Genomic DNA, 20,085 nt, shown 5'->3' on the forward strand with positions numbered 1-20,085 from the left:
CATGGCGAAACCGACCCGGATGAGCGGACAGACAAGCGAGAACTTCCGCGCCATGGCCGCGTCGCGCAACGATCCCGCCGCGATCCGAAAGCGGGTCGAATGGCTCGAATATATTCTGGAGCGCTCGATCACCATTCCCGGCATCAACCGGACAATGGGTCTGGATGTCGTACTCGATCTGGTCCCGTTCGGCGGCACGACGATCGCAGCAGCGATGGGCAGCTACCTGATCTGGGAAGCGCGCAACCTCGGCATGTCAAAAGCGCAGATGGCGCGTATGGCGGGCAATGTCGGCGTCGACTGGGCGCTGGGGATGATCCCCTGGGTCGGCGCGGTGCCCGATTTCTTCTTCCGGTCGAACAGCCGCAATCTGAAGATCATAAAACGCCACCTCGACAAGCATCATCCCTCTTCGGTCGTGATCGACGGATAGGTCCGGGCGGAGCAGCTTGCCCCGCCCTCACCCTTACCGGTCTGCCGGACGACGTATCCGGATCGGCTGATCGTCGGGCAGGCTCTTTTCGAACGCGGGACATGCGCGATAGCGAAGCCGGGTATCGAGGCACAGCCATACCTCCTGCAACCATCCCCGCTTATCGGCGGTCAGCCGCATCATCCGCGTCGTGATACCCGGATTCGCCGCCGCGATGGCACGGGCAAGCTGACCCGCGGTCAGATCCCGTTTGCGCGAGAGCGCCGCCATATCGGGATAGCGCAGATTCCCGAACAGCCGCGCCGATGTGGCGAAATAGGTCGTCGGCGTCATGCCGGTGCACGTCCCGTGTTTGGCATATTCATGCTGAAGCAGCTGAGCCGAAGGCGTTGTGCAGATATGGCGGCGGATGACCGTTTGCGGCAGCACCGGCGCGGCCTTGCAATATTGCGGCCACTGATTTTCGCGCTTTCCGTCGGGCCAGAGCCCGTGCAGCGTAAAGCCGAAGCGGTTTTCCGGGTCGCACTGGAAGCTCGACGAAATATCGCTGCGGTGCGCGCATTGCTGCGGCGACCAGCTGATCGCCAGCGTATAGCCGCCGATGGGCAGCACGCGGCGCGGCTGCCCCTGGGTCGGCCCCTCGGCATGCGGCGGCGCGATCCGTTCCGGGATATTGCACTGATAGGATTGGGCCGCAGCGACACCCGGCGCCGCGCACACCAGCGCGGCCAGCGCCCCGGCGATCCGGTTCATTCGAACGTATCCGCGCCGACCGCTTCGTCGTTGGCGAACCATGCACGCGCGTCAGGCTGGAACAGCATGACCACCGCCGCTGCTTCGAGCAGCAGCGAAACGATCGCGATCACTGCGCCCAGGCCGTCGGGGAAACTGCCGCGTGCGAGCGACATGACATTGCTGAACAGGCTGATCGCGAAGAATATGACGATGATCCAGCGGGCGATATTGCTCGCCTTGCGCGCGGTGAAGAACCACAACAGCAGCGTGATGAGCGCGCCGATCGCGACGCTGCCCACCATGATCGCGGGACCGTAATCCTCCATCCCCGGACCGGCAGCCGCCATTTGCTGCATCGTCGCATCCCAGGCGACGACCATGTTGAGCAGTCCCACCACAAAGGACAACAGATAAAAGATTTCGAACCGCTTGATCGATATCGGACGCATGAAACGCCACTCCCCCTTCAAAAACCGGGCGCCGTTGTATGCGATTTTTCCACCGCGGGAAAGCAGCCGGATAGACGTCAGGCGGCGAAGAAATCCAGCCCGATATCGGCGGCGGGGGCGGACTGGGTCAGGCGACCGACGCTGATATAGGTGACGCCGCTTTCGGCGATCGCGCGAATGGTTTCCAGCCGCACCCCGCCCGACGCCTCGGTCGGCACTCGCCCCGCGACCAGCGCCACGGCGCGGGCGAGCATAGCCGGGTCCATATTGTCGAGCAGCAGATGCGTCGCGCCGGCACCCAGCGCCGGTTCGATCTGATCGATCCGGTCGACCTCGACAATGATCCGCTCGATCCCGGCCGCGACCGCGCGGGCCACCGCCGCCTCCACCGATCCGGCAACCGCGACATGATTGTCCTTGATCATCGCGGCATCCCACAGCCCCATGCGATGATTGGTCGCGCCGCCCATGCGGGTCGCATATTTCTCAAGCACGCGAAGCCCGGGCAGCGTCTTTCGCGTGTCGAGCAGGGTCGCGCCCGTCTCAGCGATCCGGTCGACATAGGCGCGCGTCATCGTCGCAATACCCGAGAGATGCTGGACGGTGTTGAGCGCGGAGCGTTCGGCGGTCAGCATCGCACGCCCTTTGCCTTTCAGCCGCATCAGCTCGGTGCCCGCCGCGACCTGTTCGCCCTCTGCGACCAGCGTTTCGATCTCCACATCGGGATCGAGCGCGCGAAAAAACGCTTCGGCAAGCGGCAACCCAGCGACGCAGATCGCATCGCGCGTGTCCATGACGCCAGTGAACACCGCGTCTTCAGGAATCACCGCAGCCGAGGTAATATCGCCCGCGCTCCCCAAATCTTCGGCCAGCACAGCCTGTATAAAGGCGTCGCGATCAAATCCGTCGAGTTCGAACATATGCTCCCCTTCGCAGGTCAGCGCCGAAACGCAAGGGGCATCCCAGCCCGCCTCGCTAAGCCAATCCTCATCGCGAGAAGCGCAGCGACGAAGCAATCCAGAGCGACGCACACGCCGCATCTGGATTGCCGCGCCCCTGCGGGGCTCGCAATGACGATCATGCGATGGGTCCGCCCCCTATACCCGATATCAGGCGTCGGTGAATTTCGCTACCGCACGGCGGACATCCTCCAGCGCGGGGCCGTGCAGCGCGCCTTCGGCCTGTTCGAGCAGCAGCCGTGCCTCGCGCCGCAGCGATTCGATGCGCCCCCCGGCGGGATGGCCCGCACTCGCATTATGGATCGATTCAACGAAAATCCGCGCGGCAAGCGGGCTTTCCGCCGCTGATGCGCGGATCGATCCGAAACCGCGCGACACGAAATGATCGAAATCATCGGCAAGCGCATAGACGCCCTGCTCGCCATAAGGCCGCCCGTCCGAATCGCAGGCAAGGTCGCGCTTCGCGAGCAACGCCGTCGCCGCCGACAGCCAGTGCAGGCAGGTGATCGCAGTGAACGGATCGTTGATCCCCGGCGAAAGCGCGCGCAGCCCGATCTCAACCAGTTCATCGAGCAGATATTCGATATCCTGTGCCGAGGTCCGACTGTCGCCGATCGCAAAGGCGCGGCGCAGCCGGTCGTCGACGCCTTCGCCAAACGTCCCCTCGACCTTGCAAATCGCCACATCGGGATGAACGAAATCGCCCGGTCGCACCGTCAGCCTTACGCTGATCCCCTGATCCTCGCAAACACTGCCCAGCGTATCGAAATCGATCACCTCGACATAGCCGGTTCGCTTTGCGCGCACCGGCGTCACCTCGCCGCTGGACGGCGCGATCCGCATCGTACCGTCGTCGGAATCGGGAAAGCGCGAATCGATTTCGCTCAGCGCGCGGCGGCCGATCGCGGCGACGACATTGTTGATCCGGATACTGTCGGGAACGTGATGGAGGAAATAGACCAGCACCCCGACCGATAGCATCGTCAGCGCGAGCGCGACGAGCAGCGACAGTTCGGGAACGAATCCCGGCTGCCCGCTATCGATCAGAAAGCCGCCCTCATCGGGCTGGCGCACGGTGCGCAGCACCATCAGGCAATAGGTGAAATTGGCAATGAACACGCCCAGCGAAAGCTGATTGCCGCGATCGGTCATGAAATTGGTCAGCAGGCGCGGGCCATAGCTGCCCGAGGCATAGACCACCGCAGCGATGGTGATCGCGAACACCGTGCCCGCAACCGAGATCATGGACCCCGCAATGGTGGAAAGCAGCGAGCGCGCGCCGTCGGGCTTGGACGCATGCAACCAGCCGGCAGCGTCCAGCCAGTCGGGACCCAGCCGGACATCGATATAATAGGTCAGAAACGACAACAGGATCGCACCGATGGTGAGCACCGCCGGCAGGAACCAGTAGCTCGCATTCAACCGGACGACGAGCTGACGAAACCAGGCTTTCATTCGCCTAGAACGTAGCGCGGGCGAAACGGTTTCGCGCCGACGCCACGCTTCGGAGCGGACCGATCAGTCGCCGGTGACTTTCAGCGGGCCGAGATCGCCCATGCCCACCGTCCCGCTTGCCATTGCCAGCATCCGGTCGAGGCTGGTCTTCGCTTTCAGGCGAAGCCCTTCCTCCATCTCGATCCGCGGCTCCAGATCGCGAAGCGCGATATACAGCTTCTCGATCGTGTTGAGCGCCATATAGGGGCAGATATTGCAGTTGCAGTTACCGTCCGCGCCCGGCGCACCGATGAAATTCTTGTCGGGCTTCGCCTTGGTCATCTGATGGATGATATGTGGTTCGGTCGCGACGATCAGCGTGTCGCCGTCCATGTCTTCGGAATATTTCAGGATGCCGCTGGTCGAACCGACATAATCGGCATGATCGACGATATAGGCCGGGCATTCGGGATGCGCGGCGACGGGCGCGCCGGGATGTTTCGCCTTCAGCTTCAGAAGCTCGGTTTCGCTGAACGCCTCATGCACGATGCACACGCCGGGCCAGAGCAGCATGTGGCGCCCGGTCTTGCGGGCGAGATAGCCGCCCAGATGGCGGTCGGGGCCGAAGATGATCTTTTGCTCAGGCGGAATCTGGCTGAGGATTTTCTCGGCCGACGAAGAGGTCACGATGATGTCGCTGAGCGCCTTCACCTCGGCCGAGCAGTTGATATAGGTCAGCGCGATATGATCGGGATGTTCGGCGCGGAACGCCGCGAACTGTTCGGGCGGGCAGCTATCCTCCAGACTGCATCCGGCATCCATATCGGGCAGGATCACGGTCTTTTGCGGCGAGAGGATTTTCGCCGTCTCCGCCATGAAGCGCACCCCGCAAAAGGCGATGACATCGGCGTCGGTGTCCGCCGCCTTGCGCGACAGATCGAGGCTGTCGCCGACAAAATCGGCAAGGTCCTGAATCTCCGGCCGCTGATAATAATGCGCCAGAATGACGGCGTTGCGCTCCTTGCGCAGCCGGTCGATCTCGGCCAGCAGATCGAGGCCGTTCAGGCTCCCGCCCATTCCGTTGCGTGCGTCCATGGAAATTCGTCTCCTTATGCCCCGCCACATGGCGCGGCACGAGCCGGCGATCAAGGCTATTGCTCGGTTGCGTCCTTACGATCGGCAAGCACATCGGCGATCGGGCGGCTGACGTCCCAGCGCTCGCGATCCTTGTCGGTGCGTTCGTCGGCAAAGGTCGCATGCACGGTCGCATCGATCCCGGCAGCGCGCAGCGGCATCGCGAAGCTGCGCTCGACCGCGCGCCGCGCCGAATCGCGGGCAAGCCGCATCGGAACCGCCTGACGCGCCTGATTGAGCAATTCCTGCTGCCCCGCCTTGCGATTGGCGGCATCGAGCCGCTCACCCGCATCGGTGAAGCGCAGCAACAGCCCGCCATCGTCATATTCCTTCATCGCATTCAGATCGACCTGCGGCCCGACCAGCTCGATCGGCGGCAGATGCACCTCCAGCGTCTTGGTCTGCGCATCCCAGGCGACATCGCGGTCAGTGATTTTGGCAAGGTCGATCTGATACCGGACCATGCCCGGCATGATCAGCGTCTTTTTGGCGGAAAGGCCAAGCCGGCTCTGCGTCGAAGTCACCACCGCGACATAGCGTGCGGCAAAGGTCGACAGCTTCGCCTCTTCGCGCATCCCGGCAAGGCTGCCGCTGGCGATCGTCACCGGATCGGGGTCGATCTTGCGGTCGAGATATTGGGTGAAGGCCCAGAAGGCACCCCCCGCCGCCATGGCCATCAGCGCCAGCACGCCCAGCACGATCAGGCAGCCGCGAAGCATAGCGCCGCCGCGCCGTTCGGCCTTCGCCTCGTTCACGCTGTCAGTACCCATGCATCCCCCTCCGCCCGAACCCGGTCCCGGTCGCGCAAATCGATCAGATGCGCGAGCACCGAGCGCTCCGCCGCGCCGACCAGCCGAGGATCGAGCCCGACATACATGCGCTCGACCAGCGCCGGGACGCTGTGTGGCGTTTCGCCGAGCAGCCGGACGATCTGCCCCTCGCGCTGCTTGCGATGTCCGGCAAGGCCGCGCACGAAGCGCTGCGGCCGCTCGATCGGGTCGCCATGCGCGGGCAGATACAAAGCGTCGTCGCGCGCCATCAGTTTTTCCAGACTGGCCATATAATCGGCCATATTGCCGTCGGGGGGCGAAACCACTGTGGTGGACCAGCCCATGACATGATCGCCGGTGAACAGGATATTCGATTCGCGCAGCGCGAAACACAGATGGTTCGACGTATGGCCCGGCGTCGCCACCGCCTCCAGCGTCCAGCCGCTCCCGCACACCGTCTCACCATCGGCGAGCACCCGGTCGGGGGCATAATCGCGATCAAAGGCCGCATCGGCGCGCGGACCGCTATCGTCGAGGATCAGCGCGGCGCAGCCGATGACCGGGGCGCCGGTCGCCCGCGCAAGCTCGCGCGCCAGCGGGCTGTGATCGCGGTGGGTATGGGTGCAGAGGATGGCGCGCACGGGACGCTCCGCAATCGCCGCGAGCAACGCTTCCAGATGCCGCGGATCGTCCGGGCCGGGATCGATCACCGCCAGATCGTCGGTCCCCACCAGATAGGTCTGGGTGCCGTTATAGGTATAAGGCGAGGGATTGGGGGCGAGGACCCGCGTAACCAGCGCGTCGATCCGCTCAATCCGGCCGGTGGGCGCGTCTTTCATACAGGATCAGATGGCCGCTGCGACAACCGGGCGCAAGGGGCATACCCGGCCTTCGCCCCTGTGCGCACCATGTTGTGACAAGCGTGCTTCGCAACCCGATCGTCATCGCGAGGAGCGAAGCGACGAAGCGATCCAGCGACACGCGCTGTCGTTGTGGATTGCCGCGCCCCTACGGGGCTCGCAATGACGATGGTGCCATACCCTGGGATCGATGCAGGCTGGTATAAGAGGAATTGCGCCCCCTCAGTCTTCGGATGCCTGCTGACGCCGCAGATCGGCTATCCCTGAATCGATTCCGGCCACCGCCTCTGCCCGTGTTTTGGCGGACAGCGCGTCATTTTCGGCAAGCGACGCGCGCGCTGCGACCAGTCCCTGCATCGCGGCCGCCAGCGCTACCTTTTTGTGCTGCATCGCCTGTACCTTCGCCGCACCGGCTTCGCTGGCGATGCGCGCGATACGGTCGCGACAAACCAGAATGCGGACGACCCTGCCATTTTCCCGGGTTGTTTCCACCGCCTGCGTGCCTGCGCCGCAGTCGCGCTCCTCGGTCCGGGGAATATCCTTCAGGCCCTCCTTCGTTTCCTCCATCGATGCGCGCATATCGGCCATCGCGCCTTCCAGATCATTGTCGGGGACGGCGGGCGCTTGTGGAGCTGCGGGCGGTTCGGCGCTTTGCGGGGCTGCCTCCGCCTGGACGGCCGAAACCGGAGCTACGGGCGCTGGGGGGGCGACCGGCGCGATCGGCGCGATCGGTTCCTCGCCCGGATGGCTCTCGGTGGTCGTCATGCTGCTGACACTGGTGCGCAGGTTCTCAGCCGCGCTGCTTCCCGACGCGGTCAGCCCCAGCCCGGCCATGGCGAGCACCGCCATGCCGGCCCCGCCCATCGCCATCCGGCGACGCGATACGCCCTTTGTCCGTGCAAGCATCTTCAGCCTCCCTTTCACATCGTTGATCGTGTGCAGATGGCAGGCGGCGGAGACCGCCCCGCCATGCGCCGATTTGACGATCGCCCGGCCATAGGCATGGCGCAGCGATCCTGCCCGACCGGCGAGCACCAGCGCATCGCACGCCATTTCCTGATCGGCCCGGAATGCCCGGAATGCGCGCCAGGCGATCGGATTGAACCAGTGGCAGGCGAGTACGATCAGCGCCGCCCAGTTGGCGTACAGGTCTCCGCGCAGATGATGGCCAAGCTCATGCGCCAGCGCGAGGTCGCGCTCCTGCGCATCATAGCGTTCGGAAAAATCACCGGGAAAAGCGACATATTTGCGCCACAGCCCGAAAGCGAGCGGCCCGGTCGCGGCATTGGTCTCGATCATCCGCACGCGTCCTTGCGCCAGAATCCGCTCATGGCGGCTCTGCGCCACCATCGCGCGGCAGAAATGGCGGTGGCGCAGCACGTGCCAGACGAGGAAGCCGATCGCGCCCAGCGCCCATAGCGCCACGATCAGCGTGAGGAGCGGCGCGCCGCCCGGCGTATCGGCAGGGCCGAGCACCGACGCGGATATGTCGCCGGGCACCGTCAATGTCAGCGGCGCGTGCGCTGCGATATCAGGCGGCAGCGTATCGGTCGCCATGACGCCCATCACCACTTCATGGCCGCTCGCTTCCGATAGAAACGGCGCGAACAGCGCGCTCCACTGCCGGTTGCCGGGAAGCGGCGGCAGCACCATCCGCAACAGCGGCAGCGCCCAGAGCCAGTAGGCAAGACGCGGCCCCAATGCTTCGCGCAGCGGCTTTCGCACCACCAGCACCAGCAGCATCAACAGCGTCGATGCGATCAGCGTTTCGACGGCCCAGGCGATCATGGTTTCAGCTCCTTCAACAGGGCTTCGATCTCGGCGATATCATCGGCGGAAAGTTCGTCGCGTTCGGCCATATGCGCGACCAGCGGGGTCAGCCTGCCGCCGAACAGCCGGTCCATCAGGCGGCGCGATTCGCCGGTGACATATTCGCTGCGCGCAACGAGCGGGCGATAGAGGTAGCGCCGCCCCTCCGCCTCATGCGCAATCACATTTTTGGAAAGCAGCCGCCCCAGCAGCGTCTTGACCGTATTCGCGCTCCAGTCGCGGTCCGCCGGGATGCGTTCTACCACTTCGGCGGCGGTCAGCGGGCTTTCGTCCCACAAAACCTCCATCACCGCATGTTCGGCTTCGCTGATCCGCTCGGTCACGTCTCGCTCCTTATCGACTACATACGTAATCGCACATGTTTACGCCTGTAGTCAATAGCCGGTGAACGACCGATGCGCGAAGGGGATTACCGCCCGCCGGGGGGCAGGTTGGTTTCCAGATAGCGCGTCATCAGCGTGTAGAGATGGATGGTCGTATTTTCGCCTTCGGAAATGCCATGGGTGCGGTCGGGATAGGCCATCATCGTGAACTGTTTGTTCGCGCGGATCAGCCGGTCGACGAGCTGATCCTGATTCTGATAATGGACATTGTCGTCCGCCGTGCCGTGGATCAGCAGCAGATTGCCCTGCAACCGATCGGCAAAGGTGATCGGCGAACCGTTCTTATACCCCTCCTTATTCTCCTCGGGCAGGCCCATATAGCGTTCCTGATAGACGGTATCGTACAGCCGCATATCGGTCGGCCCGGCGACCGCGATGCCGGTCTTGTAGAGATCGGGATAGCGGAACAGCGCATTCTGCGTCATCGCCCCGCCGCCGCTCCATCCCCAGATGCCGATCCGGTCGGGGTCGATATAGGGCCGCGTCGCGAGCATCTTTCGCACCGCTGCGGCATAATCGGCCGAGGCGAGAATACCGACCTGACGATAGATGCTCTTGCGCCAGTCACGCCCGCGCGGGGTCGCGGTGCCGCGCGGGTCGATACTGGCGACCAGATAGCCCGATTGGGCCAGCATGCGGTGCCACAGCCCCTGCGATCCCGTCCAGCGATCGGCGACCGTCTGCCCCCAGGGTTCGCCATAGACATAGAAGAGGATCGGATAGCGTTTGGCGGGATCGAAGTGGGGCGGCTTGATGAGCCATCCGTCAAGCTTCGTGCCGTCGCCGATATCGACGCGGAAGAATTCGGTTGCGGGAAGGCCGGTATCGGCGACCAGCGCGGCCAGTGGCGCATTGTCGACCAGCGTCCGCAGCGGCTTCTGACGGGTGAGGTCGAGCATATCGGTCACTGGCGGCGCGTCGAAGCGCGACACGGTGTGCAGCGCCCAATGTTCGCCCGGTGCGATGTCATAGCTGTGCGTGCCGGGCTGGTGCGCAGGGGTCAGCCGCTCAACGCGCGGCGTGCCCGTCAGGGTGGTGCGATACAGATAGCGCTGCGTCGGATTGTCGGGCGAGGCGATGAACCAGGCATAGCCCGCTTTCTCGTCCACCTTGAGCAGGTCGATGACATCGAACTTGCCGGGAGTGCGCAAGATGGCGCGCCCGCTCGCGCGATCGATGGTGTAAAGATGCCGCCAGCCGTCGCGCTCCGACAGCCAGGTGAACCGCTTGCCGCCGTTCAGCCATTCGGGCGCTGCGTTGGCCTCCACCCAGGCGGCATCGCGCTCGACCATGACCGGACGGACCGCACCGGTCGCCGGATCGCCGAGCAGCACCTTATAGGTGTTCTGCAACCGGTTCGATTGCTGGATGAACACCGCGTCGGAGCCGCCCGCCCAGCTCATTTGCGGCACATAATTCTGCCGCGGATCGCCCTCCAGCCGGAACCAGCGGGTAGCGCCGTCGGCAATATCGACCGTGCCGACCGTGACCGCCGAATTGGTCGTTCCGGCCTTGGGATATTGCAGCGGGATGATCTCGGAATATTGCCCGCCGGTGTTTTTAATCATGTAGAAGGTGCCGACGCCGCGCGTATCGAAGCGCCAGAACGCGATGCGCCGCGAATCCGGGCTCCATTCGAATGCGCGATGGAGCGAGAATTCCTCCTCATACACCCAGTCGGCCAGCCCGTTGACGATATACTCGTCGCCGTCCTTCGTGAGCTGAACCGGCGCACCGCCCGCGACCGGTTCGGCATAGAGATTGTTGCGATAGACATAGGCAATCTGCCGGCTGTCGGGCGAGAAGCTGGCATAGAGCGTGCTGGACGGCGCCACATCGCCGCCGATCCGCCGCAGCGACCCTGCGGCCGGATCGTACAGCCAATAGTCGGCGAGCGCATGGGTGCGACGGAAACGCTGGCCATTGGTCCGGATCAGCAGCAGGCGATGGTCGGGCGACCATGTATAGCCGTCGATTCCCAGCGGCTTGTCCGCGCCCTTCGGGATCAGCGCAGTGGCGGAAACCACGACCGCGCGCTGGCCATCGGCGATACGATAGCGGACGATGTCCTGCCCGCCCCCCGGCGCATCCTCGATCGCGAGATAACTCTCGCCATCCTCGCCCCAGCGGCTGTCGCGCACCGATTGGCTGGTGACCGCCTGCGGCCCGAAAATTGCTTGTACGGATAACGTCCCCGATGCCGCTTTTTGCTGTTCGGTCGGGCTTGCCGCCGCCACCGACATAGCGCCGGGCGGGCAGAGCGAAAACAACGTGGCGGAAATCAGGAAAGCTGCGCGCATAGGATCGTCCGTCTAAGTGCAGATTCGATCAGCCTATCGCCACAAAAGCAGATCGTATACGCATTGTCGCGAAGATTGCGCTCAGTTGGAAAGTTTGATGCCGTAATCGATCCGGATCCGCACCCAGGCGCCGATCTGCGATTTGCCTCCGACACGCGGCGGTCGCACCTTGAACTGAAACGCCGCCGCCTGTGCCGCGCGGGCGATCCCCGATCCTTGCGGATATTCGTCGATGATCTGGCAATCCTCGACCCGGTAATCGGGCGCAGTCTTACACGCGATCAGTCCCCAGCCCGGCCCCCGCGCGCTCGATAAAAAGCCGCGCAGTTCATCGGGATAGGGCTCGCGATACCAGCGCGCGGCATATAGCGGCTCGCCATTGGGGGCGGTGCCGACCTGCGGCGTATCGTCCGATCCGACGCCGGTGCCCGGCGGCGCTACCGGGCCATAGACTTTTTTCGTCGCTACGGCTTTTGGCGGCGATGCCGACGGCTTGGCCTCGATATCGCTGGCCGCCATGTCGTTCTTCGACAGCTCGATCCATGGCTGCGTGCTGTTCTTCACCGGTAGCGGCGGCGGCTTGGGCCGGTCGGGAGGCGGCGGCACGGCATCAGTCGGTTGCGCCTCAGCAGTTTCGGTTTTCTGCACGGGTTGTGCGGGTGCAGCCGGGGCGGATGCCGCCTCGTCCGCCTGCTCGCTATCCTCGCTGCTATCGGGGACGGAGAAGACGCTGAGCGACGCCTGCCCATCGTCCTTTTTGAAGAGCGTCGGCCCGCCGAGCGTCAGTAGCACCAGCGCGATCAACAGTTCGACGAGCAGCGCAAGCACCAGCCCTGCAAAACGCTGTCCGAACCGTTCCCGCAGCGGCGCATAGCCCCGCTCCCACCATTCGCGCACTGACTGAAACAAAGCGACTCCGCATTCACGGGTAGGACGATGCGCCGAAACTATCGTCGCGAAGGCAGCGGCGATAGGCCGCTATTGCGTCTAAATCATGTCCGGGCCGCGAGGAACAGCGCGCCGCGCCGCACGGCCATATTGTACGAAAATTCAGACGCATGTCCGGACAGGAAAAGGTGCCGCCGCGTCAGAACGAATGATGCGCATCCTATAAAGCCCCGGAGGGGCCTTTCTCGAACTACTATACTCAGGAGGCGAAAAGCCGGATGTCGAGCTTCTTTTCCAATCTGAAAATCTCCGTGAAGCTGATGATCGGCGTGGGACTTTCAGCCATTCTCACCTTGGCCATCGCGGCGCTGGGCATTGTCTCTCTCCATCGGACTGCGGACGCCACGCAGACGATCGCGCAGCGCGAAACTCGCGCGGTTGCGCTGACCGGCGATATTCGCGCCGACCAAAACCGTATTCAGCAAATCTGGCTGTCGAGCGTCATCGAGCATGATCGCGACGATTTCGAAGCGATGATGGCAAGCATCGCCGAAGCGCGCAAATCGATGGATCGTTCGATCGAGGAATTACAGGGCCTGCTTCCCGAAAGCCAGCAGGCAAATTTCGACACGCTGAAGTCGTCGATCGCTGACTATCAGCGCGAAAATACCAAGATTCCGCCGCTCTGGTACGCCGGGCGGCTGGACGATGCCGCCGATGTGCTGCAGCATGATTCGCTCGATCCGTTCAAGAAGACGGTCGAGACGACCGACACGATCTCCGATGCGGTACAAAAGCGCGTCGAAGCCAATGCCCAGCGGCTGGAAGACAACGCAGACTCGACGATCTGGCAGATGATCGTTTTCTCCGCAATCGGCCTTCTCGGCATCGGCGGCGCGGTCATGGCGCTGGTCCGGTTTCAGGTTTCGGCACCGATTGACGATATGACGAAGCGCATGCGCAGCCTTGCTGATGGTGATACTTCGATTGACGTCGCCAACACCGATCGTCGCGACGAAATCGGCGAGATGGCCCGCGCTTTCCTGGTGTTCCGCGACAATGCCCGCCGCCAGAAGGAAGATGCCGCCGCGAAAGCGAAAGCGGACGCCGAACAGCGTGAAGTGGTCGACGCGCTCAGCCATTCGCTGAGCGGCCTGTCGAAAGGCGATCTGACGGTCGATATCGTGCCCGACTTTCCGCCTGCTTATCGCGAGGTTCGCGCCAATTTCAACGAAGCGATCGCCAATCTGCGCGAGTTGATCCTCAATCTGATGGCCACCACGGCTACGATCGATACCGGCTCGCGCGAAATCGCATCGGCGTCGGAGGATCTTGCACGCAGGACCGAGGGGAACGCCGCCAGTCTGGAACAGACTTCGGCTGCAGTGACTCAGATGAACGACCGGCTGAGTGCAACCGCACAGGCAGCGAAGCGCACCGTGGATCGTGCGGACGGCGCCATCTCCACTGTCGCGGAAGGTCGCAACGTCGCCGATCGCGCAACGCAGGCGATGAGCCGCGTGTCGGAAAGCGCCAAGGGCATCGACAGCGTGATCGAGGGGTTGGACAAGATCGCGTTCCAGACGCGCGTCCTCGCCATGAACGCAGCCGTCGAAGCGGGCCGGGCGGGCGAAGCAGGTCGCGGGTTCGCCGTGGTCGCCGATCTGGTCTCGGCGCTGGCCATGCGCTCGGAAGAGGAATCGAAGCGGGCGCGCGAACAGCTCACCACCACGCAGGACGAGATCGTCTCCGCCGTGGACATGGTGCAGAAGGTCGATGGCGCGCTCGCCGATATTCTGAACGATGTGGGCGAGGTGCATTCGCTGGTCGGCAACATCGCCAGCGACAATCAGGCGCAGTCGATCGCGATCACCGAAATCAGCAGCGCGATCGGTGCGATGGACCATTCGACCCAGCAGAATGCGGCCATGGTCGAGCAGACATCGGCTGCCGCGCGGAACCTGTCGAACGAGGTCGCTGGCCTTGCCGAACGGGCAGGCGCTTTCCGGACCGGAAGCAAGGCGGCCGCGGCGCGGCGCGTTTCGCCCCCGTCCGCCCGGCCTAAGGCAGCGGGCCCGAGCAATACCCGGACCGCCCCTGCCGTGCCAAAGGCCGCGACGGCGCGACAGGAATATCAGTCCCCGGTAAGCGCGCTGCCCATTGCGGTTCCGGTGGATTCCAACGACGACTGGGCTTCATTCTGAGATAATCAAGCACTGGCTTTCCGGCCCGGCAGTTCACGCTGCCGGGCCTTTTTTTGGGGCAGGCACTGCGCGGATGCCCCGCTTTCCGACGATCGGGCCGACAAACAGGGTCCGCCCGTTGCGCGGCGGCGCTTGCCGCCTTATCTGCGACGGGCAACAAATTTGGGGAATGGGAACGTCCATGACGACTTTCGATGATCGTGAACGCGCATTTGAGGCGAAGTTCGCCCGCGACGAAGAGATGGCGTTCCGCATCACCGCACGCCGCAACCGGCTGGTCGGCGAATGGGCTGCCGCGAAAATGAACCTCACACCTGCCGAGACCGATGCCTATGCCAAGGCGGTCGTGCAGGCGGATTTCGAAGAGGCGGGCGATGAGGACGTCGTTCGCAAGCTGCTGGGCGACCTGACCGCGGCGGGTATCGATATCGACGATTCCGCGATCCGCAAGGCGCTGGACGAGCACACCATCGAAGCACGCCGCCAGCTGATCGGACCGGAATAAGTCATGCCCATGCCAGCCGAACAGATCGAAACGCTGATCCGCGAAAGCATTCCGGATGCGAAGGTCGAAATTACCGACCTTGCCGGCGATGGTGACCATTATGCCGCCCGGGTTGAGGCCGAAAGCTTTCGGGGGCTTCCCCGCGTGAAGCAGCATCAGGCCGTCTATGCCGCCCTGGGCGGCCGGATGGGCGGCGAACTACATGCGCTGCAGCTGACCACCGCAGTGCCCGTACAGGAGTGATTTCATGAGCCAGACTATCGAAACGCGCATCAGCGATATCGTAAAGAAAAGCGATGTCGTGCTGTTCATGAAGGGCAGCCCGCTTTTTCCGCAATGCGGATTTTCCAGCCGCGCAATCGCGATCCTTCAGCATCTGAACGTCGAATTCGACAGCGTCGATGTGCTTCAGGATCAGGAAATTCGTCAGGGCATCAAAAGCTATTCCGACTGGCCGACCATCCCGCAGCTTTACGTGAAGGGTGAATTTGTCGGCGGTTCGGACATTATGATGGAAATGTACGAAAGCGGCGAACTGGCCGAAATGATGAAGGAAAAGGGCGTGACGGCAAGCGCCTGAACGCAGACCGGCAGCGAGGCGGACACTGTCCGCCTCTTTTTCCTGCAAGAGGCGCGACGTCCGGCGGCGTGGCGCCTTTTTGCTGTCGCTTTTCCGTGGGGAAATCGGGTCGGCGGGCAATGGGAAGCCGAAAAGGCCACCATCGCCCGCCATTTGAAGCGAATCTACGCTTTCAACGAAACCGAACTATGCACCGGCCATGCCAGAACCGCAAGATGCAAGATTCCCGCGCGAGACGATCGTTAATCGAAGGTAACCGCGCGGCGCTTCTGTAAAGCAGACCGACAGATCGGATGGCCCCCATCGCTGCCCCGTTCAGCCGCGCGCCCGATCCGGCCGGCCCGATCTTCAGTCGCCGATTTCGACGACCAGTTTCCCGATCGCCTGACGCGCCGCCATTTTCGCGATCGCCTTCCCGCCCTCGGCCAGCGCGAAGGTGTCGGTCACGCGCGGTGCGATCTTGCCCTCCTCCCACAGGCGGAACAGCGTTTCGACATGGGATGCATTCGCTTTGGGATCGCGCGTCGCGAACGCGCCCCAGAACACACCGCACACATCGCAGCTTTTGAGCAGCGTGAGGTTCAGCGGCAGTTTCGGGATACCCGCCGGAAATCCGACGACCAGATAGCGCCCTTCCCAACCGATCGAGCGAAGCGCAGGCTCGGCATAATCGCCGCCCACCGGATCGTAGATGACCTGCGCGCCATCGGGTCCCAGCGCTGCCTTGAACTGCTCCGCAAGCGCCTTTGACTGGCCCTTGTCGAAGGGTGCGCGGTCATAGATCAGCGTTTCGTCAGCGCCCGCCTCGCGCGCTGCCCGCGCCTTGTCTTCGGACGAAACCGCAGCGACGACACGCGCGCCATAGGCTTTGCCAAGCTCGATCGCAGCAAGGCCGACCCCGCCCGCAGCGCCCAGCACCAGCAGATTGTCGCCCGCCTTCAGATGCCCCCGGTCGAGCAGCGCATGGATCGTCGTCGCATAGGTAAGGAGCAGCGCCGCCCCCTCGGCATGACTGCGCCCGTCGGGCAGGCGATAGGCGCGCCGCGCATCGAGCGTCAGCTTTTCCGACAGGCCGCCATGGCCGATCGTGGCGAGCATCCGGTCGCCGACCGACCAGTCGGTGACACCTTCGCCGACCCCGGCGACCACGCCCGAAATCTCGCAGCCCGGCGCGAAAGGGCGTTCGGGACGAAACTGATATTTATCCTCGATGATCAGCACATCGGGATAGTTGATCGAGCATGCCTTTATATCGATCAGCAATTCGCCCCTGCCCGGCGTCGGATCGGGCAGATCCGACAGTTCCAGAGTTTCGGGTCCGCCCGGTGCCTTAGATAGCAATGCCTTCATTACCGCTCTCCCGCTTGATCCACGGTCGAGACTGTCCGACCGCATTTTCGTAATTCGAAATTGCGGTATCTTTTGCCAGTGTAATGCCGATCTCGTCCAGCCCCTGCATCAGGCATTCGCGGCGAAACGGGTCGAGGGTGAAGGTGAAGCGATCCTGAAACGGCGTCGTGACTGTCATCGTCTCCAGATCGATCGTAATCTCGTCAGTTTTCGCGACTTCGATCAGCCGGTCGACCGCCTCCTGCGGCAGGACGACGGTAACGATGCCGTTCTTGAACGCATTGCCGGAGAAGATGTCGGAAAAGCCCGGGGCGATCACCGCTTTCACGCCCATATCGCCCAGCGCCCAAGCGGCATGCTCGCGGCTCGACCCGCAGCCGAAATTATCGCCTGCGATCAGGATCGGCGCTCCCGCATAGCGCGGATCGTCGAAAACGTTGCCGGGTTTCGCCCGGACGCTTTCGAACGCGCCCTTGCCGAGCCCTTCGCGCGTGATGGTTTTCAGCCAGTGCGCCGGGATGATGATATCGGTGTCGATATTCTCCGCGCCCCACGGATAGGCGCGACCTTCGACATGGGTAACAGCTTCCATCAATTCCTCCCGGTGACACATGCGCCGGGCAGAAAGACCGGCAGCCTTAACGTTGAGCGATTTCGGACGACGCCGCCATGGCCGAAGGGATGATGGCCTGCGTCCCCGTTTTGTGCAGCGATGCGGCATAGGCAGCAGCCATCCCGCTCAGCACGGTGCCGCACACAAGCGCCGTAAGCGCACGTTTCATCGTTTCATTCCCCCATCAGGTCACGCACATCACTCAACCGCCCCGTCACGGCCGCCGCTGCCGCCATGGCCGGCGACAACAGGTGCGTCCGTGCGCCCGGTCCCTGCCGCCCTACGAAATTCCGGTTCGAAGTGGAAGCACAACGTTCCCCCGCCGGAACTTTGTCGGGATTCATGGCAAGGCACATCGAACAGCCCGGTTCGCGCCACTCAAAGCCCGATCGGGTAAATATTTCGTGAAGCCCCTCTGCCTCTGCCTGCCGTTTGACCAGCCCCGACCCCGGCACGATCAGTGCCTGACGGATATTGTCGGCGATCCGGCGGCCCTTCAGCACAGCAGCGGCGGCGCGCAGATCCTCGATCCGGCTGTTCGTGCAGCTTCCGATGAAGATATTCTCGACCGCGATATCCTGCATCGCGGTGCCGGGGGTAAGGCCCATATAATCGAGCGCACGCAAGGCCGCATCGCGCTTTGCCGGATCGGTGAAGCTGTCGGGATCGGGCACCGCGCCGGTGATCGGCACGACATCGTCGGGGCTGTTGCCCCATGTCACGCACGGCGCGATGTCGGTGGCATCGAGCTTCACCACGCGGTCATACACAGCGCCGGGATCGCTCGGCAGCGTCTTCCAGTAATCGACCGCCCATGCCCATGCATCGCCCTTCGGCGCCATCGGACGACCGCGAATATAGTCGAACGTCGTCTGGTCGGGCGCGATCAGCCCGGCGCGCGCGCCACCCTCGATCGACATGTTCGAAACGGTCAACCGCCCCTCGACCGACAGGCCGCGAATGACACTGCCGGTATATTCGATGACATGGCCTGCACCGCCGCTCGCGCCGATCCGGCCGATGATCGCCAGGATGACATCTTTCGCGCTCACGCCGAAGCCGAGGCTGCCCTCGACGCGCACTTCCATCGTTCTGGAAGGCGACAGCAGCAGCGTCTGCGTCGCGAGCACATGCTCAACCTCGCTCGTGCCGATGCCGAAGGCGAGCGCGCCCAGCGCGCCGTGCGCCGCCGTATGGCTGTCGCCGCACACCAGCGTCATGCCCGGTAGCGTGAAGCCCTGTTCCGGCCCGACCACATGGACGATGCCCTGCTGCGGCGCGGTCGCACCGAAATAATCGATGCCGAATTCCGCCGTGTTGCGCTCCAGCGCTTCGAGCTGTCCCGCGCTTTGCGGATCGGCGATCGGCAGCCGCGCGCCGTCTGCATCGACCCGCGCGGTAGTGGGTAGATTATGGTCGGGCACTGCGAGCGTGAGATCGGGCCGCCGCACCCTGCGCCCCGCATTGCGAAGCGCTTCGAATGCTTGCGGACTCGTCACCTCATGGACAAGGTGCCGGTCGATATAGATCAGACAGGTTCCATCGTCCCGGCGCTCGACCACATGGTCGGCCCAGATTTTTTCGTACAGGGTTAAAGGTCGGCTCGCCATGCGCGCTATCTAGCCGAATGATGCGCCAACGCAAGCATTACGCTAATTTTCATGCGCGCTATCTGCGCGGTCCGGGCCAGCGAGCGCGCGAATCGGATTTGATAAAATCGACAAAGGCGCGCAGCGGCGGCGGCACATTCCGGCGACCGGGATAATAAAGGAAGGGTCCGGAAAATTCCGGCCACCAGTCGGTTAGTACGGGGGACAGCGCGCCGCTTTCGAAATGCGGCTGCAACCAGTCCTCAAACAGCGCAACCACGCCCATCCCTCCGATCGCTGCCTGAACCAGCAACTCCGTACCGCCGCCGATTTGCGCTAGCAATGGTCCCTTCGGCTCAAGCCGGATGACCTCACCATCGCGCTCCAGTTCCCAGATCAGCTTGCGCCCGCTGGTGAAGCGCCCTTCAAGGCAAGCATGATCCAGCAGGTCGTTCGGGTGCTTTGGCACGCCTTTCGCGGCGAGATAAGCGGGAGCAGCGCCCAGCGCGAAGCGCTGCCGCGCGGGGCCGATCGGCAATGCGATCATATCCTGCTCCAGCCGCTCATCATATCGGATACCCGCATCGCATCCGGCGGCGAGTACGTCGACAAAGCTTTCATCCACCGTCACCTCGATACGGATATCGGGATAGACAGCGCTGAAGGCGGGAAGGATATGCGGCAGCACCAGTCGGGCCACCCCGCCGGGAACGTTCAGCCGCAACCGACCGGCCGGGCGGTCGCGAAACGCATTCACTGCGTCGAGCGAGGCACCGACCTCCGCCAGCGCGGGTTCAAGGCGTTCGAGCAGGCGTTCGCCCGCTTCGGTCAGCGTCACACTGCGCGTCGTTCGGTTGAGCAGCCGAACGCCCAGCTGCTCCTCCAGCCGGCGCACCGCATCGCTCAGAGTCGATGCCGAATAAGCCGAGCGGATCGCCGCGTCGCGAAAACCGCCCGCGCGCGCGACCTCGGCAAAGGCAGTAAGATCGGAGAGCCTGCGCATTGTTCGATTATCCGTACGGGCCGTACAACTTCATCCGCCTTATCGGACGGCTTTGGAAGGCGCAAA

Annotated in this window: 21 protein-coding genes; 5 read left to right on the top strand and 16 right to left on the bottom strand. The window is 63.6% G+C overall.

Features of this window, described 5'->3' with window-relative positions; translation table 11 throughout:
* Positions 1 to 19 precede the first annotated feature (19 nt).
* Positions 20 to 433: a DUF4112 domain-containing protein gene (locus EV664_RS12735; RefSeq protein WP_133496252.1), complete on the top strand. Its 414-nt coding sequence runs from the start codon at positions 20 to 22 to the stop codon at positions 431 to 433.
* A 33-nt stretch (positions 434 to 466) separates the two neighbouring features.
* Here the strand turns inward: EV664_RS12735 and EV664_RS12740 are convergent, their stop codons facing one another.
* From EV664_RS12740 to EV664_RS12790, 11 genes are all read right to left on the bottom strand, one after another.
* Entirely contained in the window at positions 467 to 1,186 is a 720-nt protein-coding gene (locus EV664_RS12740) for a ribonuclease T2 family protein (protein WP_133496112.1), read from the bottom strand.
* The gene (locus EV664_RS12745) at positions 1,183 to 1,617 is read right to left on the bottom strand and encodes a hypothetical protein (RefSeq protein WP_133496113.1); all 435 of its coding nucleotides are present in this window, start codon (positions 1,615 to 1,617) and stop codon (positions 1,183 to 1,185) included. The genes EV664_RS12740 and EV664_RS12745 overlap by 4 nt, the downstream gene beginning before the upstream one ends.
* A gap of 77 nt (positions 1,618 to 1,694) precedes the next feature.
* Positions 1,695 to 2,537 carry a carboxylating nicotinate-nucleotide diphosphorylase gene (nadC, locus tag EV664_RS12750; protein WP_133496114.1) on the bottom strand — a complete coding sequence of 281 codons (843 nt, stop codon included), beginning with the start codon at positions 2,535 to 2,537 and terminating at the stop codon, positions 1,695 to 1,697.
* 189 nt (positions 2,538 to 2,726) lie between these two features.
* On the bottom strand, positions 2,727 to 4,031 hold the full coding sequence (locus EV664_RS12755) for a DUF2254 domain-containing protein (RefSeq protein WP_133496115.1): 1,305 nt from the start codon (positions 4,029 to 4,031) through the stop codon (positions 2,727 to 2,729).
* Positions 4,032 to 4,094: 63 nt separating this feature from the next.
* The gene (gene nadA, locus EV664_RS12760; RefSeq protein ID WP_133496116.1) at positions 4,095 to 5,105 is read right to left on the bottom strand and encodes a quinolinate synthase NadA; all 1,011 of its coding nucleotides are present in this window, start codon (positions 5,103 to 5,105) and stop codon (positions 4,095 to 4,097) included.
* A 56-nt stretch (positions 5,106 to 5,161) separates the two neighbouring features.
* Positions 5,162 to 5,914, bottom strand: a complete 753-nt coding sequence (locus tag EV664_RS12765; RefSeq protein WP_373287518.1) for a DUF4230 domain-containing protein — start codon at positions 5,912 to 5,914, stop codon at positions 5,162 to 5,164.
* Positions 5,896 to 6,753 carry an MBL fold metallo-hydrolase gene (locus EV664_RS12770; RefSeq protein WP_133496117.1) on the bottom strand — a complete coding sequence of 286 codons (858 nt, stop codon included), beginning with the start codon at positions 6,751 to 6,753 and terminating at the stop codon, positions 5,896 to 5,898. Before EV664_RS12770 ends, EV664_RS12765 begins: the two co-directional genes overlap by 19 nt.
* A gap of 243 nt (positions 6,754 to 6,996) precedes the next feature.
* On the bottom strand, positions 6,997 to 8,562 hold the full coding sequence (locus EV664_RS12775) for a M56 family metallopeptidase (protein ID WP_133496118.1): 1,566 nt from the start codon (positions 8,560 to 8,562) through the stop codon (positions 6,997 to 6,999).
* Positions 8,559 to 8,927: a BlaI/MecI/CopY family transcriptional regulator gene (locus EV664_RS12780; protein ID WP_133496119.1), complete on the bottom strand. Its 369-nt coding sequence runs from the start codon at positions 8,925 to 8,927 to the stop codon at positions 8,559 to 8,561. The genes EV664_RS12775 and EV664_RS12780 overlap by 4 nt, the downstream gene beginning before the upstream one ends.
* Positions 8,928 to 9,013: 86 nt before the next feature.
* The gene (locus EV664_RS12785) at positions 9,014 to 11,287 is read right to left on the bottom strand and encodes a S9 family peptidase (RefSeq protein ID WP_133496120.1); all 2,274 of its coding nucleotides are present in this window, start codon (positions 11,285 to 11,287) and stop codon (positions 9,014 to 9,016) included.
* A gap of 81 nt (positions 11,288 to 11,368) precedes the next feature.
* Entirely contained in the window at positions 11,369 to 12,196 is an 828-nt protein-coding gene (locus tag EV664_RS12790) for a hypothetical protein (protein ID WP_133496121.1), read from the bottom strand.
* 257 nt (positions 12,197 to 12,453) lie between these two features.
* On the opposite strand from EV664_RS12790, the gene EV664_RS12795 reads away from it, so the two are divergent.
* From EV664_RS12795 to grxD, 4 genes are all read left to right on the top strand, one after another.
* Positions 12,454 to 14,379, top strand: a complete 1,926-nt coding sequence (locus EV664_RS12795; protein ID WP_133496122.1) for a HAMP domain-containing methyl-accepting chemotaxis protein — start codon at positions 12,454 to 12,456, stop codon at positions 14,377 to 14,379.
* A gap of 181 nt (positions 14,380 to 14,560) precedes the next feature.
* Entirely contained in the window at positions 14,561 to 14,884 is a 324-nt protein-coding gene (locus EV664_RS12800) for a DUF1476 domain-containing protein (protein ID WP_133496123.1), read from the top strand.
* A gap of 3 nt (positions 14,885 to 14,887) precedes the next feature.
* Positions 14,888 to 15,127 (top strand): BolA/IbaG family iron-sulfur metabolism protein, encoded by a 240-nt coding sequence (locus tag EV664_RS12805; RefSeq protein WP_133496124.1) that lies wholly within the window; start codon positions 14,888 to 14,890, stop codon positions 15,125 to 15,127.
* Between the two features lie 4 nt (positions 15,128 to 15,131).
* Positions 15,132 to 15,464 (top strand): Grx4 family monothiol glutaredoxin, encoded by a 333-nt coding sequence (gene grxD / locus EV664_RS12810; protein ID WP_133496125.1) that lies wholly within the window; start codon positions 15,132 to 15,134, stop codon positions 15,462 to 15,464.
* A 348-nt stretch (positions 15,465 to 15,812) separates the two neighbouring features.
* Here grxD and EV664_RS12815 read toward each other — a convergent pair whose 3' ends face one another.
* Genes EV664_RS12815 through EV664_RS12830 form a run of 5 tightly spaced genes read right to left on the bottom strand, consistent with a single transcriptional unit; the run spans position 15,813 to position 20,019 of the window.
* The gene (locus EV664_RS12815) at positions 15,813 to 16,814 is read right to left on the bottom strand and encodes an NADPH:quinone oxidoreductase family protein (RefSeq protein WP_188656431.1); all 1,002 of its coding nucleotides are present in this window, start codon (positions 16,812 to 16,814) and stop codon (positions 15,813 to 15,815) included.
* Positions 16,795 to 17,406: a 3-isopropylmalate dehydratase small subunit gene (gene leuD, locus EV664_RS12820; protein WP_133496126.1), complete on the bottom strand. Its 612-nt coding sequence runs from the start codon at positions 17,404 to 17,406 to the stop codon at positions 16,795 to 16,797. The genes EV664_RS12815 and leuD overlap by 20 nt, the downstream gene beginning before the upstream one ends.
* A gap of 46 nt (positions 17,407 to 17,452) precedes the next feature.
* Positions 17,453 to 17,596 carry a hypothetical protein gene (locus tag EV664_RS19275; RefSeq protein WP_162848849.1) on the bottom strand — a complete coding sequence of 48 codons (144 nt, stop codon included), beginning with the start codon at positions 17,594 to 17,596 and terminating at the stop codon, positions 17,453 to 17,455.
* Between the two features lie 4 nt (positions 17,597 to 17,600).
* Positions 17,601 to 19,037, bottom strand: coding sequence for a 3-isopropylmalate dehydratase large subunit (leuC, locus tag EV664_RS12825; RefSeq protein WP_133496127.1), 1,437 nt, complete (start codon positions 19,035 to 19,037; stop codon positions 17,601 to 17,603).
* 58 nt (positions 19,038 to 19,095) lie between these two features.
* Positions 19,096 to 20,019 carry a LysR family transcriptional regulator gene (locus tag EV664_RS12830; RefSeq protein ID WP_133496128.1) on the bottom strand — a complete coding sequence of 308 codons (924 nt, stop codon included), beginning with the start codon at positions 20,017 to 20,019 and terminating at the stop codon, positions 19,096 to 19,098.
* Positions 20,020 to 20,085: the final 66 nt, after the last annotated feature.

The organism is Stakelama pacifica (genome assembly GCF_004361835.1).
GTDB lineage: Bacteria > Pseudomonadota > Alphaproteobacteria > Sphingomonadales > Sphingomonadaceae > Sphingomonas > Sphingomonas pacifica.